14 protein-coding genes are annotated in these 16,253 nt (G+C 71.1%); 5 read left to right on the forward strand and 9 right to left on the reverse strand.

Annotation, left to right across the window (positions count from 1 at the left end):
• Positions 1 to 136: 136 nt before the first annotated feature.
• Positions 137 to 1,549, reverse strand: a complete 1,413-nt coding sequence (locus AC0680_RS13015) for an amino acid permease (RefSeq protein ID WP_478627631.1) — start codon at positions 1,547 to 1,549, stop codon at positions 137 to 139.
• Between the two features lie 291 nt (positions 1,550 to 1,840).
• On the opposite strand from AC0680_RS13015, the gene AC0680_RS13020 reads away from it, so the two are divergent.
• The 4 genes from AC0680_RS13020 to AC0680_RS13035 all read left to right on the forward strand — a co-directional run bounded on the left by AC0680_RS13020 (position 1,841) and on the right by AC0680_RS13035 (position 7,346).
• Entirely contained in the window at positions 1,841 to 2,653 is an 813-nt protein-coding gene (locus tag AC0680_RS13020; protein ID WP_478627632.1) for a maleylpyruvate isomerase family mycothiol-dependent enzyme, read from the forward strand.
• A 77-nt stretch (positions 2,654 to 2,730) separates the two neighbouring features.
• Positions 2,731 to 4,911 carry a toll/interleukin-1 receptor domain-containing protein gene (locus AC0680_RS13025; RefSeq protein WP_478627634.1) on the forward strand — a complete coding sequence of 727 codons (2,181 nt, stop codon included), beginning with the start codon at positions 2,731 to 2,733 and terminating at the stop codon, positions 4,909 to 4,911.
• 423 nt (positions 4,912 to 5,334) lie between these two features.
• Positions 5,335 to 6,246, forward strand: a complete 912-nt coding sequence (locus tag AC0680_RS13030) for an SAM-dependent methyltransferase (RefSeq protein ID WP_478627636.1) — start codon at positions 5,335 to 5,337, stop codon at positions 6,244 to 6,246.
• Between the two features lie 2 nt (positions 6,247 to 6,248).
• Positions 6,249 to 7,346, forward strand: a complete 1,098-nt coding sequence (locus AC0680_RS13035; protein ID WP_478627637.1) for a terpene synthase family protein — start codon at positions 6,249 to 6,251, stop codon at positions 7,344 to 7,346.
• Positions 7,347 to 7,420: 74 nt separating this feature from the next.
• Here AC0680_RS13035 and AC0680_RS13040 read toward each other — a convergent pair whose 3' ends face one another.
• From AC0680_RS13040 to AC0680_RS13060, 5 genes are read right to left on the reverse strand one after another with little or no spacing between them, the layout of a single operon-like run.
• Positions 7,421 to 8,806, reverse strand: a complete 1,386-nt coding sequence (locus AC0680_RS13040; RefSeq protein ID WP_478627639.1) for a cytochrome P450 — start codon at positions 8,804 to 8,806, stop codon at positions 7,421 to 7,423.
• On the reverse strand, positions 8,803 to 9,417 hold the full coding sequence (locus AC0680_RS13045) for a GTP-binding protein (RefSeq protein ID WP_478627641.1): 615 nt from the start codon (positions 9,415 to 9,417) through the stop codon (positions 8,803 to 8,805). The genes AC0680_RS13040 and AC0680_RS13045 overlap by 4 nt, the downstream gene beginning before the upstream one ends.
• Positions 9,398 to 9,727: a DUF742 domain-containing protein gene (locus AC0680_RS13050; protein ID WP_478627670.1), complete on the reverse strand. Its 330-nt coding sequence runs from the start codon at positions 9,725 to 9,727 to the stop codon at positions 9,398 to 9,400. The genes AC0680_RS13045 and AC0680_RS13050 overlap by 20 nt, the downstream gene beginning before the upstream one ends.
• Before the next feature lie 20 nt (positions 9,728 to 9,747).
• On the reverse strand, positions 9,748 to 10,122 hold the full coding sequence (locus tag AC0680_RS13055; RefSeq protein ID WP_478627671.1) for a roadblock/LC7 domain-containing protein: 375 nt from the start codon (positions 10,120 to 10,122) through the stop codon (positions 9,748 to 9,750).
• Between the two features lie 26 nt (positions 10,123 to 10,148).
• Positions 10,149 to 11,615, reverse strand: coding sequence for a sensor histidine kinase (locus AC0680_RS13060; RefSeq protein WP_478627643.1), 1,467 nt, complete (start codon positions 11,613 to 11,615; stop codon positions 10,149 to 10,151).
• Between the two features lie 637 nt (positions 11,616 to 12,252).
• Between AC0680_RS13060 and AC0680_RS13065 the strand changes: the two genes are divergently transcribed.
• Positions 12,253 to 12,972, forward strand: coding sequence for a hypothetical protein (locus AC0680_RS13065; protein WP_478627645.1), 720 nt, complete (start codon positions 12,253 to 12,255; stop codon positions 12,970 to 12,972).
• Between the two features lie 50 nt (positions 12,973 to 13,022).
• Here the strand turns inward: AC0680_RS13065 and AC0680_RS13070 are convergent, their stop codons facing one another.
• The 3 genes from AC0680_RS13070 to AC0680_RS13080 are packed head-to-tail and all read right to left on the reverse strand — an operon-like array spanning position 13,023 to position 15,957.
• Positions 13,023 to 13,520: a S26 family signal peptidase gene (locus AC0680_RS13070; protein ID WP_478627646.1), complete on the reverse strand. Its 498-nt coding sequence runs from the start codon at positions 13,518 to 13,520 to the stop codon at positions 13,023 to 13,025.
• Positions 13,517 to 15,400: an ABC transporter ATP-binding protein gene (locus AC0680_RS13075; protein ID WP_478627649.1), complete on the reverse strand. Its 1,884-nt coding sequence runs from the start codon at positions 15,398 to 15,400 to the stop codon at positions 13,517 to 13,519. Before AC0680_RS13075 ends, AC0680_RS13070 begins: the two co-directional genes overlap by 4 nt.
• The gene (locus tag AC0680_RS13080; RefSeq protein ID WP_478627650.1) at positions 15,397 to 15,957 is read right to left on the reverse strand and encodes a TlpA family protein disulfide reductase; all 561 of its coding nucleotides are present in this window, start codon (positions 15,955 to 15,957) and stop codon (positions 15,397 to 15,399) included. Before AC0680_RS13080 ends, AC0680_RS13075 begins: the two co-directional genes overlap by 4 nt.
• Positions 15,958 to 16,253: the final 296 nt, after the last annotated feature.

The raw sequence follows: 16,253 nt of genomic DNA on the forward strand, positions 1-16,253 counted from the left end.
TCTCCCCACCCCCCCCCCCCCCCCCGCACCCCCCCCCCCCCCCCCCCCCCCCCCCCCCCCCCCCCCCCCCCCCCCCCCCCCCCCCCCCCGGGGCACCGATGCGTTCAGCAGTGACTCGACCGCCGGCGAGGGGTTCTCAGGCGGTGGCGGCGGCCCGCCGGTCACGGCGCTGCTTGAGATGGCCCGCACCGGCCAGTGCCGCCACCACGACGGCCGTACCGGCGAGCTGATGACGCCCGTCGGAACTGGCGGCCATGACGCCGAAGACGCCGAGGATGGCGGCGAACGCGAGCCAGGTCAGGTAGGGGAAGCCCCACATCCGCACCGAGAGCAGCTCGGGCGCCTCACGTTCCAGACGGCGGCGCATCCTCAGCTGGGTGAGGCAGACGATGGACCAGACGACCAGCACCGAGCAGCCCGCGATGTTCAGCAGCCAGGCGAACACGGTGGTCGGCCAGACGATGCCGGCGATCACCGCCGCGAAGCCGAACACGCAGGACGCCAGCACGGCCGCCATCGGCACACCGTTGGTGACCCTGCCCAGCAGGCGCGGGCCCTGGCCCCGGTTGACGAGGGAGTACGCCATCCGCGACGAGCCGTAGATGTTGGCGTTCATCGCGGAGAGCAGGGCCACCAGCACCACGATCTGCATGATGGTGCCGGCCGCCGGGATGCCGAGCCGGTCGAGCACGGTGACGTACGGGCCGGCCGTGGCGACCTTCGGGTCGTTCCACGGCACCAGGGTGACGACCACGGCCATGGAGCCGATGTAGAAGACGGCGATGCGCCAGACGGCGGTGCGAACGGCGCGGGCCACGTTCCGGCTCGGGTGGTCGGACTCCGCCGCCGCGATGGTGACGGTCTCCAGGCCGGCGAACGCGGAGATGGCGGTCAGCAGCCCGGCGGCGAGCCCGGCGGCGCCGGTCGGGAAGAAGCCGCCGTGGCCGGTGAGATGCCCGGTGCCCGGTGCGCTGCCGAACACCCCGAGGATGCCGAGCACACCCAGCACCAGGAAGGCGACGATGGTGGCGACCTTGATGGCGGCGAACCAGAACTCGAACTCGCCGAAGTTCTTGACCGCGGTCAGGTTGCTGGCGCAGAAGAACGCCATGAAGATCGCCACCCAGCCGTAGGCGGGGATGAACGACACCCAGGTGTGCATGATCGCGCCCGCCGCGGTGGCTTCGGCCGCCACCCCCGCGCAGAGCATCAGCCAGTACATCCAGCCCGAGGTGGTGCCCGCCCAGGAGCCGAGCTCCTCCTCGGCGTGCACCGAGAACGAGCCGGTGGAGGGCCGGGCCGCCGACATCTCGCCGAGCATGCGCATGATCAGCATGACCAGCGCGCCGGCACCCACGAAGAGCAGGACGATGGCCGGACCGGCCGCCGCGATGCCGGCGCCGGAGCCCACGAAGAGCCCCGCACCGATCACCCCGCCGAGTGCGATCATCGACAGATGGCGCTGCTTGAGGCCGTGTGACAGCACGGGTTCGCCGCTCTGCACGGCCTGCGGGGAGTCCGGGGTGGACCGGGTGATTGTCCGACTCATGGTCGTGCCTGTTCATTGCTTGAGACGTTCGGTGAGCCGCACGAGTCTGCGGGGAGGGGTTGCACGTATGACGTGAACGCCCACTATTCGGAACCGTCCCTCACGCACGGTGAAGATCATGTCGCGCACCGAAGGTGCCGAGTGGATGGTGTCGGGCGGCCGGACGATCTCGGCCGTGCGCTCGCTTCCCCGTCCGCGGGATTTGCCTTCGAGTGCACTCCAGCATCCACACTGACCACGACACGATCCGCGCTGCGAAACACAGCCGCGGAACAGAAAGGGCGGCAGCTGATGGAGACGACGAGCCGGGCGGGGCACCCTCTTCCGTACGACACCTACCGGCAGGCGATCGAGCGGGAGACCCTGCGCTTCGCCGACGTGGTCAAGGGCGCCGACCCCGCGACCCCCGTGCCCTCCTGCCCCGACTGGACGCTGGCGGAGCTCACCCGGCATGTGGGAGCGCTGCAGCGCTGGTTCTCCGCTCTGCTGACCCAGCTGGTGCAGGAGCCTCCGCGCAGCCGCGATGTGGAGCTGGGGCTGCCGGAGCACCCGGCGGACTATGCCGACTGGGTGGCCGCGGGTGTGCCCGCAGTGGCCGACGTGCTGCGCAGGACCGATCCCCAGGCGCCGATGTGGGCCTGGGGCGCGGACCAGCACGCACGGTTCTGGGCCCGCCGGATGCTGTTCGAAACCCTGGTGCACCGAGTGGACGCGGAGCGGGCCGTCGGCCGGGAGTCGGACATCGAACCCGCCCTGGCGGCGGACGGGGTGGACGAGTTCCTCGTCAACCTGCCCTCCGCGGGCTTCTTCGCCCCGGCCGTGGCGCAGCTGCGCGGCAACGGCGAGACCCTCGCCTTCCGGTGTGCGGACGCCGACGGCGGCACCGCAGAGGAGTGGCGGGTGCGACTGGAGCCGGACGGCTTCCGCCTGCTGCCGGGGGCCTCGGCCGACGCCACGCCGGCCGAGGCGCAGACGGTGGTACGGGGGCAGGCGTCGGACCTCCTGCTGCTGCTCTACAAGCGGCGGTCGTACCAGGACGCGGCCTTCGACGTCTCGGGCGAAGTCGCCACGCTCGACCACTGGTTCACCCACACGGCCTTCTGACCCGCGGGGCCGCGGTCAGGAGAGGGTCCCTGCCTCAGGTTCGTTGACAGCCGAAGTCCCATGGGCATCATGTGGGGGTGGTGGGGGGCAGGGACGAGGGCGACCGCGGGCGGCGGCCGGTGACGGTGTTCGTCAGCTACTCGCGGCGTGAATTCCACTTCGCCGAGGCGGTGACCGCGACGCTGAGGTCGCAGGCCGGGCTGGACCCGTGGTTCGACGTGCAGCGGCTGCGGCCGGGTACGGACTGGGCCAGGGCCCTGGACGAGAGCCTCGACCACGCTGACGCCCTGCTCCTGCTGGCCTCTCCGGCGGCCCTCGCCTCGGCATATGTGCGGCGCGAATGGACCCGGGCCCTGGAGCGCGGCATTCCGATTCACCTCGGTGTCGTCGAGGCCGTCGACCTGCCGACGGAGCTCGCCGGCTTCCCCGTACACGACCTGCGCACCCGGTTCTGGGAGCGCGCCGCCGGACTCGCGGAGGCGATGGCCCAGGCGCGCACCGTGCCGGGTGTCGCCGCGCCCCGGCCGAACCGCTTCGGACTGCCCGGCCGGATGCCCGCCCCGGTGGCCGCGACGGTGGTGCTGTCGGCGCTCGCCTCGGTCGCCCTGGTGTGGGCGATCGTGCTCTTGGTGGGCCTGGACCTCGCGGTCGTGCGCCTGGCGTGGAACCCCTTCGACAACGACGTTCCCTGGGTGGACCGGGGCAGCGCGTTGGAGGTGATGCGCACCCAGCGCTGGCAGGGGACGATGTTCGGCCTGCTGGGTCTGACCGCTCTCGCGGCGCCGTTGGTGCCCTGTGTCCTGATCCCGGGCCTGCGGCTGTTGCGGCGACGGAGCAGTCGCAGGGCGCTGGCGATCGGCTTCGTCGCGACCGTGGGCGTGGGATCGATCCTCCTGGTCGGTGTCGGGCTCGTCATGAAGGCCGGGAACCTGCGGAATGCCGCCGTCACGGAGCTGATCCTCCCGACCCCGCCCGAGATGACCGCCGCCGTGACGATGCTCAGAGCGCCGTTGGCGGCCGCGGTGGTGTGCGCGGCGGCCGGCGCGGTCGTGGTCGGCTGGTCACGCACGCTGAATCTGTGGCTGCCCACCGGGGCGGACGGGGACCATCACCGCACCCGGATCATCACGAGGCGGCGCGCGCACCAGCAGTTCGCCGTGGAGTGGCAGGCGTTCCTCGCGGCCTGGGACGCGTACCCCGCGCTGGACACCTCCGCCCTGCCACGAGGTGCCGATGTGGTCTTTCTGAGCCAGTGGAGGATTCTTTGTGAGCGCCTGGCCGCGCTGCCGGTACCGGACGGTGAAGTGCCGGTGACGGTCGAGGTGTTGTGTCTGGCGCCGGCGGAGGAGGCCGTCGCCCACCACCTCCGGGTGGCGTGCCGGCAGGCGGGCATGGCGGCGGGCGCGTCTCCGGCACGGTGGGTCCTGGTGCTGGTCAGTTCACAGGCTCCCTGGCGCGAGACCGCGCGTGCGATACGGCGGTTGGGGCCCCGCGCGATCTGCGTCCTCCTGGACGCCGTCCGCCTGCCGTCCGACGCGGCCGAACTCCGACGGCATCAGTGGCTGGACTTCCGCGAACGGCGCCCCGACAGCCTGTTCCAGCTCCTGGCCGCGCTGCGGTCCCCCGAAGCCGAGACGGCCGGCAAGATCCTCCCTCCGGCGCCGGTCATCACCGAGCGCTATCTCGCGCCGACCTGGGTGCGCTACTTCGTCACGTCGTGCCGGAGCATCACCGCCTTCTTCCCCGGCTTCGCCCTGGTGGCCGCGGTGCTGCGGCCGTTGCAGGTCCAGAGCACGCTCCTGGTCGCGGTGACCGTCCCGCTGGTCGTGCACCTGGTGCGCATGGGGAACGTCGTGGCGACGCGCAGGATCTCCGCGTCCCGGTTCCGTACGCACTGTGTGGTGGCGTCGGTGCTGTCGTTGGTGTGGGCCGGCGTGGCGATCTCGGTGCTGTGGATGCCCGTGACGCTCTCCTCGACCTGGCGAGGACAGTGGTCCTACGTGCCGAAGGACAGGATCTCGGGCCTGACGACGGTCGCGTTGCTCGGGGCGACGGCCGCCCTCCCCGCGTTCATCACCCTGTTCTTCCCCTACTTCTACCTGTTGCTCCGCGGACAGTGGCTGCCGACGACGGTGACCCACGCCAACTCGCCGATCCTGCCTGCCCACATGGGCACATGGACGGGTTTCGAGCCGGTGTCGAGCGCCCCCGGCGTCTATTTCGCCCTCTTGATCGAGTTCTGGGTGGCGTACGGGTAGCGGTCGTCCCGCCGGCCGGTCGGGCCAGGGGGGCGCATGGTGGTGTTCGGGAGCACGGGGACCCTCCAACGGCGCGTTCCTGCCCTTAGAGTGGTGGGCTTGCACAGTCAGTCCGCTGGTTCGACAACACTCGATCCGTTGGTGAGAGCCGGGTGATCCGGCCCGCACGCCTGCCGTGGAAGCGGTGAGAACCATGCAGCGGAAGCCGGTCAACTAGCCCCGCCACCCTCGATGTTGGTACCGGAGCCACTGCACGCGGTGGGTCTTCGTGCGACTGATCCACCACGCACCGGTAAACCTGCAATCATGATCACGAATGCGTATCACCTGGTGGCGAGATGATTCAAAACCGAATTGATCCGGCCCGTTGTGGGCAGTGTGGTCCGGTCTCCCACGCACACCCCAGTACGCCCCGGAGAGCCCATGAAGAGAAACGGTGACCTAGCCATTCGGCCGATCTCGGACGACCAGGCGTTCGACGAGAGCGCGGTGCCGCTGTACTACAGGCGGAAGACGGCCGACATACTCCACAAGTACGGCCCGGGGCCGCGGGTGCACTTCCATGTCGGTCTCTTCGACCCGGCCGTCACACTCAACACGACCGTCCCGCAGCGCGTCCTCAAGAGACGCATCGTCGCGGCGCAGGAGGCGATCGTGGCGCACGCGGCCCGCTCGTGGGCGGCCGGCGGCCCACCCCCGGCACACCTGCTCGACATCGGCTGCGGACTGGGCGGGGGCTCTCTGTACTGGGCTCAGGAGCACGGCGCACACGTCACCGGCCTCACCGTCGCGGCCGAGCACATCCCGGTCATCAAGGCCTTCGCATGTCAGGCCGGCGTCGGCGGGCGGGTCACCCCGCGGCTGGGGGACATCCACGAGCTGTCCGAGGAGCGCAGGTACGACGCCGCGTACGCGAACGAGAGCTCCGGCTACATGGATCGCGGACGGCTGTTCCAGGTCGTGGCCCGCGCACTGCGCCCTGGAGGCTGGTTCGGCATCCAGGAGCACTTCATCTGCCGTCCTGAATGGGTCGACTGGATCAACGGCTACTACAAGACCCGGCTGGGCACCCTCACCGAATACATCATCGCCGCGAAGGAAGCGGGCTTCGAACTGGAGCAGGACGAGGACGTCACGGACGGCGTCAGCGAGTTCTGGCTGCAGTCGATGGCGTGGAACACCGCCGAGCTGACCCGCATCGAACAAGGAGGGCCACAGGCCGCGTGGTCCCTGCCGCGGCTCCAGGAGAGCGCCATAGCCCACGGCAAACTCTTCCGTATCTGGCGCGACCACGCCGTGGAGACCCGGCTGCTGCTCTTCCGGCTCGGAGGCTGACGATGGTTCCCGAGCACGGGCACCCCTCCCGCATCGGGTGGCGACTCCCGCCGTTCTTCTGCCCGTTCGGCGCCCGGCTGCACACCGAGGCGAAGGAGATCGAGCGGCGGGCCCTGGCGTGGATCGACGACTTCGGCATCTACCCCGACGCCACCGAGCGCGCCTGGGGTCTGGCCACCCACAGCACCGACTTCTCCTGCCGGATCATCCCCTTCGGCGACGTCGACCATGTCCTGACGTTCACCCTGTGGAACTACTGGGCCAACGCGATCGACGACTGGCAGGACGCCGGACCCGCGACCACCAGCACGGCCGACATCACCGATCACGGCGCCCGACTCGCCCGCGCCCTGGAAACCCCCGGCTGCTCACTGCTTCCGCCCGGGCCGCTCACGACGGCTCTCGACGACCTCGTCACACGGACCCGCGACCTGCTCACCCCCTTCCAGCTACGCAGGTTCACGGAGGGGGCCCGGGACTGGCTGATCGGAGCCGGCTGGCGTACCGCCAACGCCGAACGCGGCCGCATGCCGAACCTCAATGACTACGCCGGCCTCGGCGCACTCGCCAACGGTACCCGGTTCAGCCTCACCTGGGCCGACGCGGCGAACGGGACACGGCTGCCGCCCGACACCCTCTACGCGGCCCCGGTCCAGGCCCTGACCGACGCGGCAGGGTTCATCGTCAGCGCCGACAACGACCTCTTCTCGTACAACAAGGACGACGACCAGGAACCGTGGGAACAGAACCTGATCAACGTCCTCGCCCATGAGCGCGGCTGCACACCCCGGGAGGCCGTCGCCGAGGCGGTCGCCCTGCGGGACCGGGTGATGACGCTCTTCGTCCGGCTGCGCGCACAGCTCGCACGGGAAGCGGACGGGCCGCTGCACCGCTACCTCGATTCGCTGGAGCACTACATCGCCGGCAGCATCGCCTGGCAGGACGCCGCTCCCCGCTACGCAAGTCCCCGCAACCGCAACAAGCTGCCCGTCGAAGGAGCGTCCTTCGGAGTCGTCTGGAGCGACACCCCGAGCGTCCCGAGCACCGAGCCGCCTGCCCTGCCCGCGCTCGCGTGGTGGTGGCGGCAGCTGGACCGGTGAGCGGTCCGGGAGACCGGGTACGGGATGACGAGAGGGGCCCGCGGCGTGGAAGCCGCGGGCCCCTCTCGACGGGCTCAGCGCCGGCGGAACAGACGTCCCAGCCAGGGCCACAGGTGCCGGGTCCGGGGCGGTGGCGCCACATGAACCGCCGTGGCGGGCGCGGGGAAGGGCATCGGGCCGGGCGCGGGCGGTGCGGCGGGGGCCGAGCCGGCCCGCTTGGGGGTGAACGTCACCGGCAGTGCCACGAGTTGCTGGGACATCAGCGTCCCCCGGCGACTGAGTTCGGAGTCGTCCACGGTCAGCTCGATGTCGGGCAGGCGCGCCAGCAGCACCTCGATGCCGGTGTCGGCGATGGCCCGGCCGATGTCCTGACCCGGGCACTCGTGCGGGCCGGCGCTGAACGCCAGGTGCGAGCGGTTGCCGTGGACCGGCTGCGAGAGGTCCGGCCGGATCTGAGGATCGACGTTGCCCGCCGCCAGGGAGAGCAGCAGCATGTCACCGCGCTTGATCTCCTGCCCGCCCAGCACGGTGTCCGCCGTCGCCCAGCGCCCCAGGACGGTGTTGATGGGAGGCTGGTCCCACAGCACCTGCTCCAGCGCGTCCGGGAGCGTCATACGCCCACCCGAGAGGTTCGCGCGGAAGCGCGGGTCGGTGAGCACCATCCGCAGGGTGTTCGCGATCAGGTTGGCCGTGGTCGCATAGGCCGCGACCAGGATCACCCGCACATGCGCCAGGACCTCGACGTCCGTCAGCTCCGCGGGGTGGTCCAGCAGCCAGGACGTCAGGTCGTGGCCGCGGGCGGCCTTCTTGTTCTCCACGAGCTGGTACAGCGTGGTCGTGACGTACTCGTCGCTGGCGAGGGCGGTGTCCGAGCCCTCCAGCATGTCGGGGACCGCCCGTACGAGCCTCGGGCCGTGCTCGTCCGGTGCCCCGATCAGCTGCGTCATCACCAGCATCGGCAACTGGCTGGAGAACTCCGCCACGAGATCGGCCCGGCCGTTCGCCACGAAGTCGTCGATCAACTGGTGGGCGAAGCGCATCACATACCGGCGGATCCCGCGCCGGTCGAAGCGCTGGAGGGACTCCAGCACCGCGCCTCGCAACCGCTCGAAGACCGGGCCGTCATTGAAGTTGATCACCGGCCACCAGGTCACCATCGGTCCCAGCGCGTGTTCCTCGGGAACCACCGAGCCCTCCTGCGCGGCGCGCCACACCCGCGGGTCACGGGCGAAGCGGCTGGAGTTGCGGGCCACTTCGAGGTTCTCGTTGTGGCCGAGGACCAGCCAGGCCGGCAGGTCCCCGTGAACCAGCACGGGCGCCACCGCGCCATGTTCCGCGCGCAGTTTCTCGTACAGGTGCATGGGGTCCCGCTCGGCTTCCACGCCGTACAGGCGCTGCAGACCTTCCGGGCCGAGACCGTGGGCCGGACACCCGGGCGGTGGGAGGGGAGTCGTGCTCATGAGATCTCCGATACGACAAGGGAGTGGAGGTAGTGCATGAGGGTCATCAGGACGTCGCGGCTGGAGTCACGGCGCCGGGCATCGCAGGCCAGGAGGGGAACGCCCGCAGGAAGGTCGAGGGCGGCGCGGAGCTCCTCCAGCGAATGCGCCGGGGCGCCCGGAAAGGAGTTGACCGCGACGACGAAGGGGACTCCGCTCTCCTCCAGCCGGCCCATCACATCGAAGCTGACCTCCAGGCGGCGGGTGTCTACCAGCACCACCGCGCCCAGGGCGCCTTCGAACAGGCCGTTCCACAGGAACCAGAACCGCTCCTGACCAGGGGTGCCGAACAGATACAGGACCAGCTCGTCGCTGATGCTGATCCGGCCGAAGTCCATCGCGACGGTGGTCGCCGTCTTGCGCTCCACGCCCGCGGGATCGTCGATGCCGACGCCGGCCTGCGTCATCGTCTCCTCGGTGGTGAGCGGCCGGATCTCACTCACCGAACCGACCAGGGTCGTCTTGCCGACCCCGAAGCCGCCCACCACCACGATCTTGACCGCGGCCGACGCCGTGTGCGGCAGCCGTTCCTCACTGAGCGGCGCCATGGGCTCAGAGTTTTTGAAGTCCATCGATCACTTTCTCGATAAGTGAGATGTCGGGGAGCTCTGCAGGCGGCACCGGTGCGCGCGTGAGCACCCTCTGCTCGTCCAGGAGATCGCTGATCAATACGGTCACGACGCTCACCGGCAGGCCGGTGTAGGCGGATATCTCGGCCACCGAGAGCGGAGACTGGCACAGCCTCAGGATCGCCGCGTGCTCCGGCTGGGTCCCGGGCGTGGGACCGGTCCTGGCCACGATCAGGGTGACGAGGTCGAGGCGGTTGGAGGCGGATGCGCGGCCACCGGTGATGACGTAGAGACGCTCCGGGACGTCATCCATCCCGTCCTGGTCCGAGTCGTTCACCTGACCTGCCCGTCGCTGCGGGGCGGACTCGTGATGTGTTCTCCGAGCCGGATGATGAGGTCGCGCATGCGCTGGCCCATCAGTCCGGCGTCCACGCCCTCGTCGGCCAGTACCGCGAGGTAGGCACCCGCGCCGGCGGCCATCAGATAGAAGAAGCCGCCCTCCATCTCGATGACCACCAGCTTCATCCTGCCCGCCTGGGGAAGCTCGGCGCCCACCGCGCCCGCCAGGCTCTGCAGCCCCGAACAGGCGGCGGCCAGCCGGTCGGCCGCGTCGGTGTCGCCACCGTGCCGGCCCATGCGCAGCCCGTCCGCGGACAACACCACGACGTTGCGGGTCTGCGGCACGCTCTCCGCCAGATCCTTGAGCATCCAGTCCAGGTTGGCCTGCCGCTGATTCACTGTTCTCCTCTCGGCGCGGCGGCGTCGTCGCTACCGCTGTTGCCGTCGCCCGTCAGGCCGTCCTTGAACGCGACCAGCCACTCCCCCGGCGCTCGTTGTGGTCCTGGCTCCGCTTGACGTGTGCTTGCAGTGGGTTCCGCCGCCTCCGCCACGCGCGTTCTGCGGCGTCGCTGCGGCAGGCCGTTCGCCGTACGCTCGACCGCCGGCGACGTCTCGGTGTGGTGGCTCGGGGCCTGCGGCTTCATGGACTGGCGGGGGAGCGACTGCGGCGACCCGCCCGCCACCCGGGGGCCGGAGAAGGTGCCGATGCCGTGCGCCACACCCGAGGCCTCGGCCACCGTGGTGATCAGCTGCTGCGGGACGATGAGGACGGCCCGTACGCCGCCGTAGGCGGACGCGCGGAGGGCGACCTGAAGGCCGTAGGCCTGGGCCAGCCTGCCCACCACCGCCAGACCGAGCCGCGGGGTCTCCCCCAGGTCGCCGAGGTCGATGCCCTGCTGAGCCTGTTCCAGCATCTGCTCGGCGCGTCGACGGGCGGACTCGCTCATGCCCACGCCGCCGTCTTCGATCTCCACCGCGATCCCGGACTGCACCTCCGCCGCCGTCAGATGGACGCGGGTGTGCGGCGGCGAGTAGCGCGTCGCGTTGTCCAGCAGCTCGGCCAGGGCGTGGATGAGCGGCTCGACGGCCGGACCGATGACGGCGACATCCGTGGCGGTGCTCAGGTCGACCCGCTCGTAGCCGACGATCCGGGACATCGCACCGCGCAGCACGCTGTACAGCGGTACCGGCCGGTTCCACTGGCGGCCGGGCCGGGCGCCGCCGAGCACGGCGATGGAGTCGGCGAGCCTGCCGATCAGCGCGGTGTTGTGGTCGATCCGCAGCAGGTCGCCGAAGACACCGGGCGACCGTCCGTGGCGGTCCTCCATCTCCCGCAGCTCCTGCGCCTGCTGATGCACGATCGCCTGCACGCGCCGGGACAGGTTCACCAGCGACCGCTGCGCGGAGTCCCGCAGCCCTTCCTCCGCGTCCACGGCCTCGATCACGGTGCGCAGCACCGACCAGTGGGCCGCCTGGAACTCGGGGGGCAGACCGTTGTAGGAGTCCGCCCACCGTGCGGTGAGCCAGTTGAGCACCTCCTCGGGAGCCTCGTTCAGGCGCAGCCGCGTCAGCATGTCCGGCACCAGGTTGTCGGCCAGCCGTACGGTCGCCTCCTGCTGCCGTGCCATCGCGACCGTCTGCGAGTGGCCGCCTTCCTCCAACGTGACGACCTGCCGGCTCCGACGCGCGGCCACGCTCGCGGTGACGGTCACCGCGACCACCGCCGGCACACCGATCCACAGTGCCGCGGTGAGCGCCGACGACCCGACGAGGCTCATCACGATCGCGGACGCAACCACTGGTATGAGCCACGCGTAAACCGCCACGGAAGGCAATCTCGACATCGACTTCTGCCGGACCATTAGCACCCTCAACCCATGGGAATAGAAGATCGTAGGACGACCTGCGGGAGCGTATCCGGCATATGCGCAAGGAAGTTGGCAGGGCGTCAGTTCACCACCGGGACGAGCGGACCTTTCTGATACCGGTGGCGATCACGCTTCCCTACGGGCACAATGCCGCCCCACGTCCCTGGGGAAGAAGACGCCTCGGATCACGACCGCAACCCTGACCTGCTCTCGTCGCCGTCGGTTGCCTTGAGGGCGCCGGTGACGCGTATGCGCCTTGGTCCAGCGGTTCCGGATGGTGGCCGAGGAGCGAGGTGATCGAGTCCTCGATGTGGACGGGCCCCTCGTCGTGGTCGCGGCTGGTGTGGACGAGCCGGCCGGGTGCCGAGGTGCGGCCTCCGGTTTGTCTGGGCCGGCTGCCCCGGCGGCGTGATGGTTGCCATAGGAAATTCTCGAAAAGCAGGGGCAACTGCCCGGTTTCGCCGAGATCCTCCCCTGCGGTTCGCCGGCCGCACACCCGCCGACCTGCGGCGGAGCGCTAGGCGACCCGGTCTCACGGCCTTACGATCAGCGCCTGCCGCACCGCGCACCCCCATACCGCGACGGCCCTCTTCCTTTCCTGACTTCGTTATCCGAACCAGAAGAAGGCTTCATGAAACTTCGTCGTGCCTTGGTGACGGTCGCCACGACCGCTGTCCTGCCGCTCGCCCTCACCGCCTGCTCCGGCGGCTCCGGCAGCCCCTCGAAGGACACGTCCGCCCCGTCGGCCAGTGCCGGTGCCGCCAAGACCCCCCTGCTCAACGGCACCCGGTTGAAGTCCCTGCTGCTTCCGGTCGGGGTGCTGCCCAAGGGCTACAAGGCCGACCCCGAGGCCACCCGCGACTCCGGGGGCACCCTGGCCGCCACGTCGTCGAAGAAGCCCGTCGACCTGGCGAGCGCCTGCCCCAAGCTGGAGGCCAGCGCCTGGATCCAGACCAGTGGCATCGAGGGCGCCGCCTTCGCGCAGGGCGACTTCGTCAACGCCTCCCAGGAGGAGTTCAACCAGGAGCTCGACAGCTTCCGGGGCACGGACGCGCAGACGGTCATGAAGCGCCTGGAACAGGTCCTCAAGCACTGCGCGCACTTCAAGGACACCTCCGGCGACACCAAGGCCTCGGTGACGATCAAGACCACGACCGTGCCGAAGGTGGGCGACCAGACCCTCAAGGCCGAGCTCTCCGCACCTGAGTGGGAGGGCGGCACCACGCTGGTGGCGACGCGCGTCGGGAACGTCGTCGTCACGACCTTCTACAGCGTCCAGTCCAGTGACATGGGCGCCGCCGGCCTCGATCTGACCAAGAAGATCGTGGCGCGGGTGCAGCAGGCGAAGTAGCCGGCCGGCGGTGCCGCGGTGGGGTTCGGCGGGGCACCGCCGAACCCCGGTCAGCCGGGAAGCGAGCGCCACACCGTTCCCACCACACACGCGGCCGCGAAGTAGCCCCGGTGGCGGGAGTCGAAACTGGCCGCCGGGTTGTCCCCGAGCAGGACCAGCCGTCCGCGGGGCACATACCGCTCCGGCACACCGGCCAGCGCGGCCACCCGGTCGCGGGGCACGGGGTCCCCGGGCACCGCGGCCACGCGTTTGATCAGCAGGCCCGGACCCGGCACGGCGCGGGACGCGGCGGCGGGTACCGGGCCGGTGGTCGGGGCAGCGGTCGGGCCGGTGTCCGGAAGGTCCGTCACCACGACGACCTGACCCGGTGCGGGCGGGCGTCCGCGCCGTACGAGGACGCGGTCGCCGTCCCGGTAGGCCGGTTCCATGCTCGCTCCGCGTACGGTGACCGCGACCAGCCGGCGCCGCAGCGCGCAGGCGGTCAGGACGAGGCCGAAAGCCGCCAGCACCGGCAGGCCCGCCGTCAGGGCCCATGGCGGCGTCCTCATGGCGCCGCCGTACCGGGCTCGGCGCCCACCGGCTCGCCGTCCGTCCGGTAACCGGCCGCCTGCAGGGTGAACAGGCGGGCGTACTCGCCGTCCAGCGCCATCAGCTCGTCATGGCTGCCCTGTTCGGCGACGATGCCGTCCTGGAGCACGACGATCCGGTCCGCGTCACGTACCGCGCTGAGGCGGTGGGAGATCAGCAGGCCGGTGCGGTCGCCCCGGTGGCCGCACAAGGCGGCGTGGATCTCGTGCTCGGCCGCGGCGTCGAGCCCGGCCGAGGGTTCGTCCAGGATCATCAGGTCCCGCCCCTCACGCAGGAACGCGCGGGCCAGCGCCAGCCGTTGCCACTGTCCGCCGGAGAGCATCACCCCGCTCCGCGCCCCGTCCCCCTCGGGCCGTGTGAAGAAGATCCGTGACAGGAGGGTGCGGTAGCCGTGCGGCAGGCCGGCCAGCTTCTGGTGGATGCCGGCCCGTTCGGCGGCGGCGCGCAGCCGCCGGTCGTCGTGGAGTGCGTCCAGGTCCCCGAGGGCGATGTTCTCCGCCGCGGTCATGTCGTAGTGCATGTAGTCCTGGAACACCACGCTGAGGCGTCGGCGGTACGCGGTGACGTCCACCTCGCGCAGGTCCACCCCGTCCCACAGGATCGCCCCGCGGGTGGGGTCGTAGAACCGGCACAGCAGCTTCACCAGCGTGGACTTCCCGGCTCCGTTGAGCCCGACGAGTGCCAGCGCCCGGCCATGGGGGATGCGCAGGCTGACCCCGCGCAGGATCCAGGGGTGCGCGTCGGAGTACCGGAACCACACGTCGCGCAGTTCGATTCCGCCGCTCAGGGCGGGGAGCGGCCGGGGCACCGCCGCGAGCGGCAGATCGGGACCGGCGGTGGTCACCGCCAGGTAGTGGTCGAGCATCAGCAGGGCCTGGTGCGTGCGGGCGACCTCCAGCGCGAGCGTGGCGAGCGCGCCCTGCACACCGGCCACCGCGGCCACGAACATGGTGACGTCACCGGCCGACAGGCCTCCGGACCGCGCCGCTCCCACCGCCCACACGAGCCCGCAGCCGGAGATCAGCGCGGCGAGCAGCCCGAGCCCCGCCTGGGCGCGGACCTCCCGCCGGTCCACCGCCCGCTTGGCGGCGTCGGACCTGCGCCGCTCGGCCAGCATCCGCCCGCGCAGAAAGCCCCCGATGCCGAACAGCCGCACCTCCTTGGCGGCTTCCATGCTGGAGAGCAGGTCGTTGTAGAACAGCTCGCGCCGCTCGGCGGGGCCGATGTCCCACACCATCCGCGCCCGCCGTCGCGACAGCGCGATCTCCGCGAGCAGTACCGGCACTCCGGCCACCAGCACCAGCCCGGTCAGGACGGGACTGAGCACCAGCAGTGAGCCGATGAACCCGGTGAGGGTGACGGCGGCCCGGACGATGCCCAGTGCCCCGGAGACGGTTTCGTCGGGGGTGCCGCCGGCGGTCTGCTGGGCCAGCCGCAGGCGGTCCAGGAAGCGGGGGTTCTCGAACCGTTCCAGTCCGACGAACCCGTCCACGGCGGTGAACAGCCGGTCCTGCATGAGCAGTCCGACCCGACGGTCGAGCTCCGCGCGCAGATACTGGCTGATCTGCGGGGCCGCCCCGGCCACCACGCCGGCCGCGGCGAGGCAGAGCCCCAGTCCGGTCAGGGTCCCGGGTGAAGCACCGGCGACCAGGTGGTCCAGTACGAGTTTGGTCAGCAGGGCCGTGGCGACCGGCAGCCCGCCGGTCGCCAGTGTCAGCAGCACGAAGGCCGCCAGGGTGCCGGGCGCGGCCTTGACCGCGAACGACCACGCCGTGGTGACCCGGGCCCCCGTGCCCCGGGTCACCCGGCGTCCGCGCGGTGTGACGTCGGTGTCCGTCATCGCGCCGCGGTGACCGGTCGGTCCAGCGCCATGCGGTTGGCGGTGACCCGGACCCTGCCGTCGTCGTCCGGGGACACCCGCAGCAGTGTGGGGTACGAGCGCGCCCGGAACGCGGCGCTCAGCGGTTCGTCGGGCCCCTCCTCGACGACCACACGGGCGACCGGGGACAGCTCGGCCACGAACGCGGCGGCCTCGGCGGGATCGCCGACCACGGCGGCCACCACCTGTGCCCGCCCGCCGGGCAGGGCCCGCGCATGGTCCACGAACGCCGGCAGCTTCTCCCGGCACGGCCGGCACCCGGGGGCGAAGAACGCCACCAGTGTGTCCGCGGCGAGCATGCCGTGGGTCAGCCGTTCACCGTCCACGGTGGCGGTGGCGAACTCCCCCACCTCCTCCCCCACGGCCAGGTCGAGGGTGTCGAACCGGCCGCCCGGTCCGCTCGCCCCGGACAGCTGCTCGGAGTGCTCGCGCAGCCGCTTGATCACCCCCAGGGTGAGTACCAGGTCCAGCGTGCACAGCGTGCCGACGAACACCACTGCCGCAATCAGGAAGGCCATTTCCCCACTCCTCTTGTTCCGTACGGCCCCTGGAGTGCCGGGCCGGTGTTGTTCCCTTGGTCGCGGGCGTGTTCCGGCTGGGCCGGCGCCGTCGGGCGGAACAGCGCCGCGAGGTCTTCGAGCCTGGTCACCAGCGCCCCGGCGACGGCGCCGCCGGCCACCGCCACCGCCGTGTGCGCCGGTGTGGGGGGGGGGGGGGGGGGGCCCCGCGCTCCCCCCGCCGCGATCCGCGTCCGCGCGGCGTTGCGCAGCACCTGGAGCAGGCCCCCCGGGGCGCCGGAGGACCCAAAAAAGCA

The organism is Streptomyces sp. NPDC043738 (assembly GCF_056436545.1).

Bases quoted from the DNA above. Each gene is read 5' to 3' on its own strand.
- AC0680_RS13055 (WP_478627671.1), bottom strand. From the start codon at position 10,122: ATGCTCAAGGATCTGGCGGAGAGCGTGCCGCAGACCCGCAACGTCGTG.
- AC0680_RS13015 (WP_478627631.1), bottom strand. From the start codon at position 1,549: ATGAGTCGGACAATCACCCGGTCCACCCCGGACTCCCCGCAGGCCGTG.
- AC0680_RS13020 (WP_478627632.1), top strand. From the start codon at position 1,841: ATGGAGACGACGAGCCGGGCGGGGCACCCTCTTCCGTACGACACCTAC.
- AC0680_RS13035 (WP_478627637.1), top strand. From the start codon at position 6,249: ATGGTTCCCGAGCACGGGCACCCCTCCCGCATCGGGTGGCGACTCCCG.
- AC0680_RS13050 (WP_478627670.1), bottom strand. From the start codon at position 9,727: ATGGATGACGTCCCGGAGCGTCTCTACGTCATCACCGGTGGCCGCGCA.
- AC0680_RS13040 (WP_478627639.1), bottom strand. From the start codon at position 8,806: ATGAGCACGACTCCCCTCCCACCGCCCGGGTGTCCGGCCCACGGTCTC.
- AC0680_RS13070 (WP_478627646.1), bottom strand. From the start codon at position 13,520: ATGAGGACGCCGCCATGGGCCCTGACGGCGGGCCTGCCGGTGCTGGCG.
- AC0680_RS13060 (WP_478627643.1), bottom strand. From the start codon at position 11,615: ATGGTCCGGCAGAAGTCGATGTCGAGATTGCCTTCCGTGGCGGTTTAC.
- AC0680_RS13065 (WP_478627645.1), top strand. From the start codon at position 12,253: ATGAAACTTCGTCGTGCCTTGGTGACGGTCGCCACGACCGCTGTCCTG.
- AC0680_RS13075 (WP_478627649.1), bottom strand. From the start codon at position 15,400: ATGACGGACACCGACGTCACACCGCGCGGACGCCGGGTGACCCGGGGC.
- AC0680_RS13045 (WP_478627641.1), bottom strand. From the start codon at position 9,417: ATGGACTTCAAAAACTCTGAGCCCATGGCGCCGCTCAGTGAGGAACGG.
- AC0680_RS13030 (WP_478627636.1), top strand. From the start codon at position 5,335: ATGAAGAGAAACGGTGACCTAGCCATTCGGCCGATCTCGGACGACCAG.
- AC0680_RS13080 (WP_478627650.1), bottom strand. From the start codon at position 15,957: ATGGCCTTCCTGATTGCGGCAGTGGTGTTCGTCGGCACGCTGTGCACG.